The organism is Halomonas sp. 707B3, from assembly GCF_024158645.1.
In the GTDB taxonomy this organism is placed as follows: domain Bacteria; phylum Pseudomonadota; class Gammaproteobacteria; order Pseudomonadales; family Halomonadaceae; genus Vreelandella; species Vreelandella lionensis.
In genome coordinates this window covers 1-15412 of sequence record NZ_JAMZBE010000086.1, presented here as the reverse complement: position 1 = coordinate 15412, position 15412 = coordinate 1, and the positions used below count along the sequence as shown (strand labels likewise).

Annotated in this window: 10 protein-coding genes; 6 read left to right on the top strand and 4 right to left on the bottom strand. The window is 60.0% G+C overall.

Annotated elements, in window-relative coordinates:
• Both argS and BIS10_RS12115 read right to left on the bottom strand, forming a co-directional pair.
• On the bottom strand, window positions 1–1595 hold a 1595-nt coding region (gene argS, locus BIS10_RS12120), incomplete at its 3' end, for an arginine--tRNA ligase (protein ID WP_253505584.1).
• A 144-nt stretch (window positions 1596–1739) separates the two neighbouring features.
• On the bottom strand, window positions 1740–4121 hold the full coding sequence (locus tag BIS10_RS12115; protein ID WP_253505582.1) for a primosomal protein N': 2382 nt from the start codon (window positions 4119–4121) through the stop codon (window positions 1740–1742).
• A 19-nt stretch (window positions 4122–4140) separates the two neighbouring features.
• On the opposite strand from BIS10_RS12115, the gene rpmE reads away from it, so the two are divergent.
• Both rpmE and BIS10_RS12105 read left to right on the top strand, forming a co-directional pair.
• A complete protein-coding gene (gene rpmE, locus BIS10_RS12110) occupies window positions 4141–4356 on the top strand; it encodes a 50S ribosomal protein L31 (protein ID WP_044630499.1) in 216 nt (71 codons plus the stop codon).
• Between the two features lie 491 nt (window positions 4357–4847).
• Window positions 4848–6119, top strand: a complete 1272-nt coding sequence (locus BIS10_RS12105; protein ID WP_083024318.1) for a malic enzyme-like NAD(P)-binding protein — start codon at window positions 4848–4850, stop codon at window positions 6117–6119.
• 80 nt (window positions 6120–6199) lie between these two features.
• Here the strand turns inward: BIS10_RS12105 and BIS10_RS12100 are convergent, their stop codons facing one another.
• Window positions 6200–7021, bottom strand: coding sequence for an acyl-CoA thioesterase II (locus tag BIS10_RS12100; protein ID WP_253505580.1), 822 nt, complete (start codon window positions 7019–7021; stop codon window positions 6200–6202).
• Between the two features lie 111 nt (window positions 7022–7132).
• On the opposite strand from BIS10_RS12100, the gene tadA reads away from it, so the two are divergent.
• Window positions 7133–7585, top strand: coding sequence for a tRNA adenosine(34) deaminase TadA (tadA, locus tag BIS10_RS12095; RefSeq protein ID WP_392567173.1), 453 nt, complete (start codon window positions 7133–7135; stop codon window positions 7583–7585).
• Between the two features lie 7 nt (window positions 7586–7592).
• Here the strand turns inward: tadA and mltF are convergent, their stop codons facing one another.
• Window positions 7593–9059, bottom strand: a complete 1467-nt coding sequence (gene mltF, locus BIS10_RS12090; protein ID WP_253505576.1) for a membrane-bound lytic murein transglycosylase MltF — start codon at window positions 9057–9059, stop codon at window positions 7593–7595.
• A 165-nt stretch (window positions 9060–9224) separates the two neighbouring features.
• On the opposite strand from mltF, the gene purL reads away from it, so the two are divergent.
• From purL to BIS10_RS12075, 3 genes are all read left to right on the top strand, one after another.
• Window positions 9225–13151: a phosphoribosylformylglycinamidine synthase gene (gene purL / locus BIS10_RS12085; protein ID WP_253505574.1), complete on the top strand. Its 3927-nt coding sequence runs from the start codon at window positions 9225–9227 to the stop codon at window positions 13149–13151.
• A 29-nt stretch (window positions 13152–13180) separates the two neighbouring features.
• The gene (locus tag BIS10_RS12080; protein ID WP_083024315.1) at window positions 13181–14989 is read left to right on the top strand and encodes a DEAD/DEAH box helicase; all 1809 of its coding nucleotides are present in this window, start codon (window positions 13181–13183) and stop codon (window positions 14987–14989) included.
• A 66-nt stretch (window positions 14990–15055) separates the two neighbouring features.
• On the top strand, window positions 15056–15412 hold a 357-nt coding region (locus BIS10_RS12075), incomplete at its 3' end, for a segregation/condensation protein A (protein WP_253505571.1).

The window sequence follows — 15412 nt, the reverse complement described above, 5'->3', positions numbered from 1 at the left end:
CGCAGCGTGTCGTCGTCGACCATCACTTTGACCGCGTTATAGCAGGTGTGGAAGTCACCGGCTAAATCCAGCAAATACTGGGCAACCTGCTGAGGCTCGCGGTTTTTCGCGGCGTGCTCAACCACTTCTGGGTAGCGAGCCAAGCGGTTAAGAACGGCTTTTTCCTGGTCGCTATCCAGTAGCGCTAAATTGGCCATGGCGACGCTGTGGTCAAACGGTTGGCCGGCATCTTCGGTTTTGCGCAGCATGCTGCATACCCGCGCATGGGCGTACTGAACGTAATACACCGGGTTGTCGTTTGACTGCGAGCGCGCTAGATCGATATCAAAGGTCAGTTGGGAATCGGCGCGGCGAGCGGCCAGGAAGAAGCGCGTTGCATCGCGGCCTACTTCATCAATCAAATCGCGGATGGTGACGTAGCTGCCTGCGCGTTTGGACAGTTTTACCTCAACGCCTGAGCGGGTCACCATGACCATTTGGTGCAGCACGTAATCGGGCCAGCCTTTTGGGATACCCACTTCCAGCGCCTGCAGGCCTGCGCGTACGCGCGTGACGGTGGAGTGGTGGTCAGCCCCCTGTTCATTGATCACGGTTTTAAAACCGCGCTGCCATTTGTTCAGGTGGTAGGCGACGTCGGGCAGGAAGTAGGTGTAACCCCCTTCGCGCTTGCGCATTACGCGGTCTTTGTCATCGCCAAAGTCGGTGGTGCGCAGCCACATCGCGCCATCTTCTTCATAGGTGTGGCCGTTGGCGACCAGCTTCTCGACAGTGGCGTCGACATTGCCTTTTTCGTAAAGCGAGGACTCCAGGAAGTAGACGTCAAACTCAACGCCAAAGGCTTTAAGGTCTAAATCCTGCTCGCGGCGCAGCCAAGCAACGGCAAAGGCTTGAATGGCGTCTAAATCATCCGCATCCGCTTTAGCCGTCACTTCGCGGTCATCGGCGGTGACCGTTTTGCCCGCCATATAGTCGTTGGCGACATCCACGATGTACTCGCCGCGGTAGCCATCTTCCGGCCAGCTAGCATCGTCGGGGCCGAGGCCTTTGGCACGAGCCTGAACGGAAAGCGCTAGGTTCTTAATCTGAGCACCCGCGTCGTTGTAGTAGAACTCGCGGGTCACGTCGTAGCCCGTGGCTTCCAGCAGTCGGCAAAGGCTGTCGCCAATCGCCGCACCTCGGCCGTGGCCTACGTGGAGCGGGCCAGTGGGGTTGGCAGAGACAAACTCCACCTGCACTTTCTCGCCTTTACCGATTAGGCTGCGGCCAAAAGCATCGCCGCTATCCAGCACCTGAGCAACGATTTGTGCAGCGGCGTCCGCGGCGGCAAAGAAGTTGATAAACCCAGGGCCCGCAATCTCAGTTTTTTGAATGGCATCGCTGGCGGGCAGGGCGGCGACGAGGGTGTCGGCCAGCTCGCGTGGCTTCATGCCGGAAGGCTTGGCCAACATCAGTGCGAGGTTGGTGGCGTAGTCGCCGTGGGCTTTGTCTTTCGTGGGGTCCACCTTAATGGCGGGTTTTAAATCGTCGGGCAGCACGCCTTGGTGCTTAAGCGCGTCAACCGCGCCTTCGAGCAGAGAAATAATCGTATCTTTCATTTAAATATCCGGATGTCGTCGGTGGCGGCGTGTGCATGCGCTCAGGTAACACAGCGGCAAAGCGGCCATTATCGGCAATTGGCGCGCAGTTTCAAAGCCGTATTCCCTTAGGATAGGACCTGCGTTGGATACAAGCCCTTACGGCTAGGCCAGGGTTTGCGGGTCGATATCAATCGACCAGCGCACTTTGCGCGCCTCTCGGTTGGCTTCTAACCACTGCACCAGCCAGTTAGCGGCGGCGTGGCGGTGGCTACGTTTGTCAGCGGTGATCATGACGTGGATGTGGTAGCGGTTTTGGCGGCGCTCCATGGGGGCGGGTACAGGCCCCATACAGCGCACGGGCAGCTGGGCGTCCTTCAGCCACTGGCGCAGCGCCTGAGCGGCTTGCTGAGCCAGCGCAAGCGCCTCCTGCTCCTGTGGGCTTTCTACGCGTAGCAGCGCCATAAAGCAAAACGGCGGCAGCTTGGCGATGCGGCGCTCTTCCAGCAGGTTGCGGGCCAGTGCGCCGTAGCCATGTTCGGCCAGCTGGCCTAGGTGTGGGTCATCCGGATGGAGGGTTTGCACCAGCACGCGGCCAGGGTGAGCGGCGCGGCCTGCGCGCCCCGCTACTTGCTCCAATAGCTGTGCGCTGTGCTCTAGGGCGCGAAAATCCGCCGCGTAGAGGCCGCCATCGGCGTTGACCACCACCACCAAGGTGACATGCGGTAAATGGTGGCCCTTGGCGAGCATTTGAGTGCCCACCAGCAGGCAGGGCTCGCCACGCTGAATCTCTTTGAGCACCTGCTCGAAGCTCTCTTTTTTGCGCGTGCTGTCGCGGTCAATGCGGTGAACGGTGGTCTCAGGAAACAGCCCTTGTAGCGTCTCCTCGGTGCGCTCCGTGCCGCTACCCAGCGCACGCAAGTCGCCGCTGCCGCACTCTGGGCAGGCATCCGGCAGGGCGCGGCGGCTGTCGCAGTGGTGGCAGGCCAGCAGCGGCGGCTGGCGGTGTAGCGTCATGCGCGCATCGCACTGGCCGCATTCAGCCATCCAACCGCAGCTGTGGCAGGCTAGGCTCGGCGCAAAGCCACGCCGGTTGATAAAAATGAGCGCCTGCTTGCCCGCCGCGAGCGTGCTCTTAATCGCTTTGATCGCGTTGGGCAGCAGCCCCCCTTGGCGGCGCTGATGACGCAGGTCGATTAGCTCTAACTTAGCGGGCGGGTGACGGCTGGGCCGCTGAGTTAGCCGTAGGTGACGATAAGCGCCCGTAAGCGCCTGCTGCAGGCTTTCAAACGAGGGCGTCGCGCTGCCCAGTAATAGGGGAATGCCGTGATAGTGCGCCCTGGCAACAGCAAGGTCCCGTGCGTGGTAGCGCAGCCCGTCGTGCTGTTTGTACGAGCCGTCGTGCTCCTCGTCGACGATGATTGCGCCGGGGTTCGCCAGCGGGGTAAAAATGGCCGAGCGGGTGCCGATGATCACCAGCGCACGGCCGTTGGCGGCGGCTTCCCATACATCCAAGCGCTCTGGGTCGGTAAGCCCGGAGTGCAGGGCCACCACCGGCACGCGAAAACGGCTTTTGAACCGCGCGAGCGTTTGCGGTGTAAGGCCAATTTCGGGCACGAGCACTAGGGACTGCTTTCCTTTGGCAGCGAGCGCTTCGATGAGCTGTAGGTAAATCTCGGTTTTGCCGCTACCGGTCACGCCTTCCAATAAACAGGGGTGGTAGCCGTCGAGTTTTTCATGCAGCACGGATAGCGCAGTGGCCTGTTCACGGTTGAGCGGCAGCGACGGGGAGGCGAGTAAGCTTCCGCCGGTGGGTTGAGCGGCGGTGAGAGTGATCTCTTGGGGCTGTATAAAGCCCTTCTTTTGCAGCGCTAATAGCTGCTCCCGGGTGAAGCCGTGGGCGCTAACGGCGCGGCCCGGCAGCCCATGGGGGTGCTGGCGCAGCAGAGCGTAAAGCTCCGCCTGTTTAGGCGCGCGTGCCAGCGCTGTTTCATCGTTGGGTAGCGGAAGCCACAGGGTTTGGGTGCGCCCTGCCATAGGGTGGCCCTGGCGTAGCCTGGCGGGCATAGCGTGCTGCATGGTATCGCCCAGGCTGTGCTGGTAGTAACGCGCTGCAAACTGGCACAGCCACTGCCAGTCGCTGGGTAATGGGGCCTCATCCAGCGCTTCACCGATGGCCCGCAGCTGCGAGCGCGGTAATTCGCTGCCGGAAGCCAAAGACACCACCACTCCGACGACATCGCGGCGGCCAAACGGTACCCTTACCCGCAGCCCAGGCTGCCAGCCACAGGCGGGAGCCCTCGGTGCGGGTAAGTAGTCAAACAGGCGTCTTAGCGGCGACGGTAACGCGACCTTGAGCACCTGAAAAGCGCCCTTAGGCAGCCCAGGTGACGATGGCTGGGCAGAAACAGAATCGGACAATTGGCCTCCGGCGATTAGTTTGCTAGAATGCGCGGCCGCTCTGAATCTATCGGATGGAGCGGTTAACCGGTTAGCAGTTTTTTCAAACCCGTATGCGGTGCCTGGCAACGGATCAGGTGGCGGCATATAGCTTATGAGGCTCAAGATGAAACAAGGTATCCACCCGAATTACAACACGGTCACCGCCAACTGTTCTTGCGGTGCAAGCTTCCAGGTCGGTTCTACCTCTGGTCAGGACTTCTCTCTGGACGTATGCTCCAACTGCCACCCGTTCTACACCGGTAAGCAGAAGCAAGCGACCACTGGTGGCCGCGTAGAGCGCTTCAACAAGCGTTTCGGCGCTGCTATCAAGCGCGGCTAATCCTAACGGATTAAGCCTATCGCAGGCACGCATTGTGCTCTGTGCAAAAGCCCACGCCACGGCGTGGGCTTTTTGTCCCTAAGGGGCTACCCTTTTTATTAGCGCTCTTTTATTAGCGTTCCTGCTGCCTGAATGTGTTGCCACTTGCTTTACGGCACGTTGATTGACGTGTTGCCCTCCGAATGCGGTCCCTTCTCTTCTCCTCTTATTATCTTTTCCACAGGGCGTTTGTGCCAGATGGGTGTGGATAACTGTCTGTTATTTTTGTTGGAATTTATTTCCAAAAATACTGCGCTGCATCAATAAGGAAACCTTTATAGCTGATGGCGTGAAGTATAAGTTGCAGCAAATAACGTGGAAAAGTTCCGAAATGGAAGGGAATGTGGCTAAAACGGTCGTTTCGTAGGTAAGTTTACTACGTGCTTGAGACGCCTAGGTTTTTTCTATATTCTGATACAACTTTTCTACTTTAGGCTGATGAGACCTTCACTATGACGGATGCAAATAAGCAGGCAGCTTTGGATTATCACGCTAAGCCGATCCCCGGTAAGCTTTCCGTGGAGTTGACCAAGCCCACCGCGACAGCTCGGGATTTGGCGCTAGCGTATAGCCCAGGCGTTGCTGAGCCGGTTCGCGAAATCGCTCGCGAAGCGGAAAATGCGTACCGTTATACCGGCAAAGGTAATCTGGTCGCGGTTATTTCGGACGGCAGTGCGATTCTTGGCCTAGGCAACCTTGGCCCGCTGGCTAGTAAGCCGGTGATGGAAGGTAAAGGTGTGCTGTTCAAGTGCTTTGCGGGCATTAACTCCGTTGATATCGAAGTAGACGCCGAAAGCCCGCAAGCGTTTATCGACACCGTTGCCCGCATTGCCGACACCTGGGGTGGTATTAACCTGGAAGATATCAAAGCGCCTGAGTGCTTTGAGATCGAAAAGGCGTTAGTTGAACGCTGCAACATCCCAGTATTCCACGATGACCAGCACGGCACAGCAATTGTGACCGCTGCGGGCATGCTCAACGCGCTGGATATCGCGGGCAAGCGGATTGAAGACGTGAAAATCGTCTGCATGGGCGCAGGGGCGGCTGCTATTGCTTGTATGCGCCTGCTGATCTCATGCGGTGCCAAGAAAGAGAACTTGGTGATGCTGGATCGTCGTGGCGTCATTCACACTGACCGTGACGGCATCAACGAGTACAAAGCGGAGTTCGCACGTGATACCGACATGCGCACGCTGGACGATGCCATCGACGGCGCGGATGTGTTTATCGGCCTTTCTGGCCCGGGCCTGCTCTCTGCGGATCAGGTGAAGAAAATGGCCGCTGACCCGGTGATTTTCGCCTGCACCAACCCCGACCCGGAAATTCACCCGGACGTAGCCCGCGAAGCGCGCCCGGATGTGATCATGGCCACCGGCCGTTCGGACTTCCCGAACCAGGTGAACAACGTGCTGGGCTTCCCGTTCATCTTCCGCGGTGCGTTGGATGTGCGCGCAACGCGCATTAACGAAGCCATGAAGCTGGCGGCGGTGCATGCACTGAAAGATCTGGCCCGCGAGCCGGTGCCGCAGGAAGTGCTGAACGCCTACGAGCGTACCGAGATGAGCTTCGGGCGTGATTACATCATCCCCACGCCGGTGGATATCCGCCTGCTGGAACGCGTCTCCTCAGCAGTGGCCCAGGCGGCGGTCGACTCTGGCGTGGCCCGCAAGCCGTACCCGGCTCACTACCCGCTGAAAACTATTAATGATGTGTATGGTGGGTAAGTTCTGACCGCTGTATCGCTTGTTTACAACGCCCGCACACTGCGGGCGTTGCTGTTTTTAGAGGTGTTTAGAGCAGAGGTTCAAGACTGCGGATAGCGCACCAATCCCTCCTGCGCCGTCGAGGCCACTAAACGTCCATCGCGGCGATAAATATGGCCCCTCGCCAAGCCCCGTGCGCCACCACTCCAGGGGGAGTCGATGGCGTAGAGCAGCCACTCATCTAGCCGCGTATCTTCGTGCAACCAAATCGCATGGTCGAGACTGGCGATGCGCAGTTTCGGGTCGGTGTACTTAATGCCGTGGGGAATCAGGCCGGTGGTCAGCAGATTGAAATCTGACGCATAAGAGAGCAGGTGGCGATGCAGCGCCGGGTCATCCGGTAGCTGCCCACCGGCAAAGCGAAACCACAGGCACTGGCCTGCGGGTGAAGCGCTATCGGGGTTGTCCTTCAAGTGCAAAAACTCGATAGGGTGGCCAGGGAAGCGCGCGTGCTTGGCATCGCCGCTCTCGATGAGTGCTTCTGGCGTGGGCACTTGTGGCATGGCTCGCTGATGATTGATGCTCTCTTCAGCGCTCTGGAATGAGGCGCTGCAGAAGAAAATCGGTCGCCCTTTCTGAATAGCCGTCACCCGCCGGGTGGTAAAGCTGCCGCCATCGCGGATGGTATCGACCTGATACACCACCGGGCGGTGCGGGTCGCCTGGGCGCAAAAAATAGCCGTGCTGGGAGTGCGGGCGGCGCTCATCCGGCACCGTGCGCGCCGCTGCGGCCAGTGCCTGGCCCAACACTTGGCCGCCATACAGTTGGGGAAAGCCCAAATCTTGGCTCTGGCCGCGAAATAGCGTCTCTTCAAGGGTTTCAAGCTCTAACAAGCTAACCAGTGACTTCAGCGCATCGTTCATTCTCTGTATCCTTGGTGCTGTCTGTTTTCCCGCCGATGATTGCAAGTATACCCAGTGCGGCCATCACGCTATTAAAACGATCGTTTTGCTACCTTAGCGGAGTTTGCCTTGATACGCAGCGATGAATTTTACATGCACCGCGCCATGGACCAAGCGCACCTGGCGTTTGCCGCCGGGGAAGTGCCGGTGGGCGCGGTGGTGGTGGATGCCCAGGGGGAGATTGTTGGTGCTGGCCACAATGCACCGCTGGCAAGCTGCGACCCCAGCGGCCACGCCGAAGTGCGCGCCTTGCGCGAGGCGGGGCAGCGGCTGGGCAACTACCGTTTAGAGGGCTGTACGCTGTTCGTTACGCTAGAGCCCTGCATGATGTGCGCAGGCGCCATGGTGCATGCGCGCATTGCCCGTTTGGTATACGGCGCGCCCGAACCACGCACGGGCATGGTGGAGTCAAAGGCCAACCTGCTTGCCCAGCCCTGGTTTAATCATCAGATAGAGATTACGGGCGGCGTGCTAGCAGTACCGGCCAAAAGGCTGCTCAAGCAGTTTTTCGCTGAAAAACGTTAGCGCGCGATTACTGCTCAACCGGCGGAATAATATCGAACAGCAATAATGGTTCTTCACTGGCTGGCGTTTGCTCTAGCTGGAAAAACTGTTGTCGGCTGCGCTCCACGTACTCGATCATCTCGTAGTAGCGCCGGATGTTGCGCACGTAGATGACCGGCTCGCCGCCACGGGCATAGCCATGGCGGGTTTGGCTATGCCACTCACGCTCCTGTAAGAGCGGGAGCGCTGCACGAACGTCCTGCCAGCGATCCGGATCGCCGCCGCGCAGCTCGGCAATCTTACGCGCATCGTAAAGGTGGCCAAGGCCTACGTTGTAGGCTGCCATGGCCATGTAGAGCCGGTCATCCCCGGTAATGCTGTCTGGAAGTCGGTCTTTAATACTGCGCAGGTAGCGCGCGCCGCCATCAATACTCTGTGCAGCATCGGTGCGGTCGGCTACGCCCATTTCGCTGGCCGTGGGGTTGGTCAGCATCATTAAGCCGCGAACCCCTGTGGGGGATACAGCGGTGGGGTCCCAGTGCGACTCCTGGTACCCAACGGCGGCCAGCAGCTTCCAGTCAAAACTGGTGTCGCGAGCGGCCTGCTTAAATAGCTCAGTGTAGTTGGGCAGACGTTCGTCAAGGTGGGCGAGAAACGTTCGAGTGCCCACGTACTCAAGATAGTCATCGTGGCCAAAGTAGCGGCTTACCAACTGCTCCAGAGTGCCGTTCTCTTGCAGCTCTTGAAGAAATTGATTGGCGGCTTCTAATAATCCAAGTCCGCGGCCGCTGGGCACCGCCCAGGCCAGAGAGAGCGGCTCGCCTAAAAAGAAACCGCGCTCGACGTTAGGGAAAAACAGCCGGTTCAAACGAAACTGATGATCAAAAATAATCGCCGCATCCAGGGTGCCGCTCTCTACCCGTGCCAGCAGTTCGGCCACTTCAAGCTCGTGAGACTCTTTCCAAGTAAGGCTGGGGTAGTCACGTTGTAGAGCGAGCAGCGCTTGGCTGGTGCCCGCTTCGCTTAGCGTGCCAAGTTCCAGGTCGACGAGATCTGCCGGTTCATCGATACCGTTGAGCCCGCGGCGATACACCACCAGCGGCTGCATCTGAATGATGGAGCGGGTGTAGTGAATGCCCGGTGAATCCGCCAGCAGGGGGAGGGCAGCGGCACCTAAGTCGCCCTGCTCGCGCACGGCGGGTAGCACGCTCTCCGGGTGGTGGCTTGCGTTGAGGTTTAGGCTGACCCCCAGGTAGTCCGCAAAGCGGTGCATCAACTCATACTCAAAGCCAGTCGGCCCCTGGCGGCCTTCGTAATAGGTGGTGGGTGTGTTGCGAGTGTGAATAGTGATGAACTCTTTTGCATTAATTTGCGCTAAATGTTCACCGCTTGGTACCGACGAGCTGCGCGGCACCAAAATAAGCAAAAGTGTCGCGATCATCGCGAAATAAGCCCGGTAATAGGCGATAAAATGTTGGTAAATCAATGTCGGCATGATGTCTTGTCAACATGGAACAGTCTGCCACGATACCCAGCCTGATGAACGCTGTCACCTTGTTGATTTCGTGTGGCCGTCGCTTTCCAGTATCATAGCGGGATTGCCGCTTTGCGGCCCGGTGATTTCCTGCTCGAACTCTCCCTGCTTTAGAGGCTCCCAGATATGCTCGAACTGCGAGGCGCACCCGCCCTTTCTGCCTTCCGCCATGAACGGCTGTTAACGGTGTTGCGTGACCGTGTTCCGGAGGTGGAGGCGCTGTCTGCCCATTACGTCCACTTCATTGACCACCACGAAGAGCTCGATCATGCCGCCCAGGAGCGGTTGGCGAAACTGCTGGAGTACGGCAGCCAAGACAGCCAAGAGATTCCCGACAACGCCCAGCGCTTTTTGGTCGTCCCGCGTTTAGGCACCCAGTCACCATGGTCCTCTAAAGCAACCGACATTGCCCACAACTGCGGGCTTAGCCAGATCAGCCGCATTGAGCGCGGCATCGATTATCGCGTAGAGATGCGCGGCGCACCCAGTACTGAGCAGTTGGAAGCGATTAGCGCGCTGCTGCATGACCGCATGACCGAAAACGTACTGGCCGACGTAGCCGAGTCGGGCAAACTGTTCGCCCACCACTCGCCTGCTCCCCTTGGCAGCGTGGATATTCTAGAAGGCGGTCGCGACGCTCTTGCCACGGCTAACCGCGAACTTGGACTTGCGCTGGCAGACGATGAGATCGACTACCTGGTAGCGGCTTTTATCGAGCTAGGCCGCAACCCCAGCGATGTGGAGCTGATGATGTTCGCCCAGGCGAACTCTGAGCACTGTCGCCACAAAATCTTCAATGCAGATTGGGTCATCGACGGCGAAGCCCAGAGCCACTCGCTGTTTAAGATGATCAAGAACACCTTCGCCACGTCACCGGATAACGTGCTCTCTGCGTACAGCGATAACGCGGCGGTGATCAAAGGCAGCCACGGCGGACGCTTCTTCCCCACGCCGCTCACCGGTGCCGAAGGCGAGCGCGCCAGCTACGATGCCCACCAAGAGCCGATCCACATTCTGATGAAGGTGGAGACCCACAACCACCCCACGGCGATTGCACCGTTCCCCGGTGCGGCCACCGGCTCTGGCGGTGAGATTCGGGATGAAGGCGCGACCGGCATCGGCGGCAAGCCGAAAGCAGGTTTGTCCGGCTTTACCGTCTCTAACCTGCGCATTCCTGAATTTGTTCAGCCCTGGGAAGCCTTCGACTACGGCAAGCCCGAGCGCATGCAGTCCGCGCTCAATATCATGCTGGATGGCCCGATTGGCGGTGCCGCGTTCAACAACGAGTTTGGCCGCCCCAACCTGACCGGCTACTTCCGCACCTACGAGCAGGATGCGCTCAGCGAAGGCGGCATCGAGCGTCGCGGCTACCACAAGCCGATCATGATTGCCGGCGGTTACGGCAACATTCGCGCTCAGCACGTGCAAAAAGGCGAGATCCCGGTTGGCGGTAAGCTGATCGTCATGGGCGGCCCGGCGATGCTGATCGGCCTGGGCGGCGGTGCTGCGTCCAGCATGGCGTCCGGTGAGTCCAGTGAGGATTTGGATTTCGCCTCCGTTCAGCGGGAAAACCCGGAAATCGAGCGTCGTGCCCAAGAAGTCATCGACCGCTGCTGGGCGTTGGGCGACAACAACCCGATTCGCTTTATCCACGATGTCGGTGCGGGCGGGCTGTCTAACGCCTTGCCGGAGCTGGTTAAAGACGGCAACCGTGGCGGTCTGTTTGACCTGCGCGCGGTGCCCAACGCCGAGCCGGGCATGAGCCCGCTGGAAATCTGGTGTAACGAAGCCCAGGAGCGCTACGTACTGGCAGTAGCCCCTGAAGACTTGGATACCTTCGACGCGCTGTGTAAGCGCGAGCGCTGCCCCTACGCGGTAGTGGGCGAAGCCCAGGCGGAGCACCACCTGGAAGTGCGCGACGGCCATTTCGAAACCAAACCGGTCGATCTGCCCATGAGCGTGCTGTTTGGCAAGCCGCCGAAGATGACCCGTTCGTTTGAGCGTCAAACGCCCGAACTCTCTGGCGTCATGCTGGATAACCTGGACCTGCGCGAAGCGATGGACCGGGTGCTGCGCCTGCCCACGGTGGCCTCGAAAAGCTTCCTGATCACTATCGGCGACCGTTCCATCACTGGCCAAGTTGCCCGTGATCAGATGGTAGGCCCCTGGCAGGTGCCGGTAGCCGACGTCGCGGTGACCACTGCGAGCTTCGACACCCACGCCGGTGAAGCCATGGCCATGGGTGAGCGCCCGCCGGTGGCGCTGATCAACCCTGCGGCCAGCGCGCGCTTGGCGGTGGCAGAAGCCATTACCAACCTCGCGGCTGCGCCGATTGCCAAGCTGTCGGATATCAAACTCTCCGCCAACTGGATGAGCGCTGCTGATCACCCCGGTGAAAACCAGGCGCTGTACGACGCCGTTCATGCCGTGGGCATGGAGCTGTGCCCGGCGCTCGGTATCGCCGTGCCGGTGGGCAAGGACTCCATGTCCATGCGCACTGCGTGGCAAGAGGGCGATGACGCCGAAGAGAAGAGCATTACCTCGCCGCTGTCGCTGGTGGTGACCGGCTTTGCACCGGTGACCGACGCGCTGGCGACGCTGACGCCGCAGATCAACCTGGAACAGGATGAGTCTGATCTGATCTTGATCGACCTGGGGAACGGCCAGAACCGTCTTGGCGGCTCGGCGCTGGCGCAGGTCTATGGCCAAGTGGGCGATGAGTGCCCCGATGTGGACGACCCGGAAGATCTGAAAGCGTTTTTCGAAGTGATCCAAGGTCTGAACCGCGACGGTAAGCTGCTGGCTTATCACGACCGCAGCGACGGTGGCCTGTTGGTGACGCTGCTGGAGATGGCTTTTGCCGCGCACGCCGGTCTCGAAATCAAGCTCGACTGGCTGATTGATGAGCCGGTGGAAGCTTTTAATGCGCTCTTCTCCGAAGAGCTGGGCGCGGTGATCCAGGTAAGCCGTGAGCACACTGAAGAGGTGCTGACGCAGTTCGCCATGGCGGGTATCGAAACCTGCGGCGTGATTGCTCGCCCGCGTTACGACGACCAAGTGCGTGTAACGCTGTTTGAAGAGCCGCTGCTGGAAACCACCCGTCAGCTAACCCAGCGTACCTGGTCCGAGACCAGCTACCGCATGCAGGCGCTACGGGATAACCCGGAATGCGCGAAGAACGAGTTCGACAACTTGCTCGACGTTCGCGATCCGGGCCTTAGCGCCGCACCGACTTTCGATATCAACGACGATATCAGCGCGCCCTTTATCAACACCACCAAGCCAGCGGTGGCCGTGCTGCGTGAACAGGGTGTTAACGGTCAGGTAGAGATGGCCTGGGCCTTCCACAAAGCAGGCTTCGACGCGGTGGATGTGCATATGAGCGACATCCTCGAAGGCCGTGTCTCCCTGGAGGAGTTCAAAGGCTTAGTGGCCTGTGGCGGCTTCTCCTATGGCGACGTGCTGGGTGCAGGCGGCGGCTGGGCCAAGTCAGTGCTATTCAATGAGCGCGCCCGCGAGCAGTTTGAAGCCTTCTTCAACCGCGACGACAGCTTCTCGCTGGGCGTGTGTAACGGCTGCCAGATGCTCTCGCAGCTCAAAACGCTGATCCCCGGTGCGGAAAATTGGCCTGCCTTTGTGCGCAACGAGTCCGAGCAGTTTGAGGCCCGCGTTGCGATGGCACGGGTAGAGAAGAGCCCCTCTATTCTACTGGCGGGCATGGAAGGCTCCAAGCTGCCTATCGCCGTTGCTCACGGGGAGGGCCGCGCCGAGTTCCGCGACACGGCGCACCTGCGTAGCATGCAGTCGAGTAGCCAAATTGCCCTGCGCTACATCGACAACTACGGTCAGGTCACTACGCGCTACCCGGCCAACCCCAATGGCTCGCCGTCGGGCATTACCGGCCTGACTACGCCGGATGGCCGCGTGACGATCATGATGCCACACCCCGAGCGGGTGACCCGTGCGGTCACCAACTCCTGGCGTCCGGCGGAGTGGACCGAAGATGGTGCGTGGCTGCGCCTGTTCCGCAATGCGCGGGTCTGGCTGGGCTAACATCATGTGACCAACCCGAAAGGTGATGGATGACACATCCTGAAAAGGCGGCCTCCGGGCCGCCTTTCTTGGCTAACACGGCAGCGCCTTCGCTGCGCCCCTACCAAACCGAGGCGGTAAAGCGGGTAGTCAGCCACTTTCGCGCCACCAGCGCCCCCGCCGTGGTGGTGCTGCCGACGGGCAGCGGCAAGTCGCTGGTGATCGCTGAACTGGCGAGGCTAGCCCGTGGGCGGGTGCTGGTGCTGGCCCACGTGCGCGAGCTGGTGGAGCAGAACCACGCCAAGTACCAAGCGTACGGCTTAGAGGCGGATATCTTTAGCGCCGGGTTAAAGCGCAAAGAGGCTAGCCGCCAAGTGGTGTTTGGCTCGGTGCAGTCGGTGGTGCGCAACCTGGAGCAGTTCAACGACGCCAGCTTTACTCTGCTAGTGATCGACGAGTGCCATCGGGTATCGCTGGAGGAGGACTCCAGCTATCGGCAGGTGATCGAGCACCTGCGGAGCCAGAACCCGCAGCTAAAAATCCTCGGCCTAACCGCCACACCGTTTCGTTTGGGGCAGGGCTTTATCTACCATCGCCACCACCACGGTATGGTGCGCGGTTCAGAAGAGAGCTTTTTTGCCGACTGCGTGTTCGAGCAGCCGCTGCGCCTGATGGTCAAACAGGGCTTTTTGGCCGCGCCCAAGCGGCTGGTTATGGCCATTGAAGGGTACGACTTCTCGGCGCTGGCGCCCTCGTCCAGCGGGCTTTTTCGGGAGGAGGAGCTCAACCGGGTGGTGGCGGGTAACCGGGCGACACCGGGCATCATTGCCCAAGTGGTGGAGTACGCTGCCGACCGCCAGGGGGTGATGATTTTCGCCGCGACGGTGGCCCACGCCGAAGAGATCATGGGCTATCTGCCCGCCGAGCAGGCCGCGCTGATTACCGGTGCGACCGCCTCGGCCGAGCGCACCGCGCTGATCGATGCGTTTAAAGCGCGCCAACTGAAGTATTTGGTCAACGTGGCGGTGCTGACCACCGGCTTCGATGCCCCCCACGTCGATCTGATCGCGATTCTGCGGCCCACCGAGTCGGTTAGCCTGTATCAGCAGATTGTGGGTCGCGGGCTGCGCCTCTCGCCGGGCAAAGAGGAGTGCTTGATTCTCGACTATGCGGGCAACCCGTGGGATCTCTACGCCCCGGAAGTAGGCGAACCCAAGCCGGATAGCGATAGCGAACCGGTGCAGGTGCCCTGCCCGGACTGCGGTCACGCGAACCTGTTTTGGGGCAAGCGCGACGGCGAGCTGGTGATCGAACACTTCGGCCGCCGCTGCCAGGGGCTGATTGAGGATGACGCAGGGCGCCGCCGCCAGTGCGAGTTTCGCTTTCGCTTCAAAGTATGCGACGAGTGCGGCGCTGAGAACGATATTGCCGCCCGTCGCTGTCATGGCTGCGAGAAGCTGCTCGTGGACGCTGACGACAAGCTCAAGGATGCGCTGAAGCTAAAAGATGCCAAGGTGCTGCGCGTCAGCGGCATGCAGTTAGAGGCGACCACCAATGGTCGTGGGCTGCCGCGCCTAAAAGCCACCTACCACGATGAAGATGGCGAAAGCCTGAGCGAATGGTTTGCCTTAGAAACCCCGGCCCAGCGCCGCGCGTTTTATGCCGTATTTTTGCGTGCCCACCTACGCGCGCCAGGCGGTCAATGGCAACCGACGACGCCTGATGAGGTCGTCAACGAGCAGCGCCGATTGCGCCACCCGGATTTTGTGGTGGGGCGAAAGGTAGGCCGACACTTTCAAATCCGCGATAAGCTGTTTGATTATCAAGGGCGCTATCGTAAAGCCGCCGATGCTGGCTAGATGCCGCGCTGAAAGCGCGCTGTTACACTGCTGTTTTCCCACTCATCAACGAAGGATTCGACCCGCGTGAGCGAGACGCCAAGCGCAGCGCCAGACCAGGACCAAGACGTGGCGGAGTCTACTGCCGAGCCGGTGGTGGAGGCGCTTGGGCGTCTGTTTGATGAGCCCATCATGCAACTGCCGGAAGACCTCTATATTCCCCCCGAGGCACTGCGGGTCTTTCTGGAAGCCTTCGAAGGGCCGCTGGATCTGCTGCTGTATTTAATTCGGCGGCAGAACCTGGATATTCTGACCATCAACGTGGCCACCATCACCCACCAGTACATTGAGTACGTGGAGCTGATGAAAGCCATGGAGATCGAGCTGGCGGGTGAGTACCTGCTAATGGCTGCCATGCTGGCGGAGATTAAATCCCGGACGCTG

Excerpts from the sequence above, each read along its gene's own strand:
- BIS10_RS12115 (WP_253505582.1), bottom strand. The coding sequence starts at position 4,121 with ATGCCGCCACCTGATCCGTTGCCAGGCACCGCATACGGGTTTGAAAAA.
- rpmE (WP_044630499.1), top strand. The coding sequence starts at position 4,141 with ATGAAACAAGGTATCCACCCGAATTACAACACGGTCACCGCCAACTGT.
- BIS10_RS12105 (WP_083024318.1), top strand. The coding sequence starts at position 4,848 with ATGACGGATGCAAATAAGCAGGCAGCTTTGGATTATCACGCTAAGCCG.
- BIS10_RS12100 (WP_253505580.1), bottom strand. The coding sequence starts at position 7,021 with ATGAACGATGCGCTGAAGTCACTGGTTAGCTTGTTAGAGCTTGAAACC.
- mltF (WP_253505576.1), bottom strand. The coding sequence starts at position 9,059 with ATGCCGACATTGATTTACCAACATTTTATCGCCTATTACCGGGCTTAT.
- purL (WP_253505574.1), top strand. The coding sequence starts at position 9,225 with ATGCTCGAACTGCGAGGCGCACCCGCCCTTTCTGCCTTCCGCCATGAA.
- BIS10_RS12080 (WP_083024315.1), top strand. The coding sequence starts at position 13,181 with ATGACACATCCTGAAAAGGCGGCCTCCGGGCCGCCTTTCTTGGCTAAC.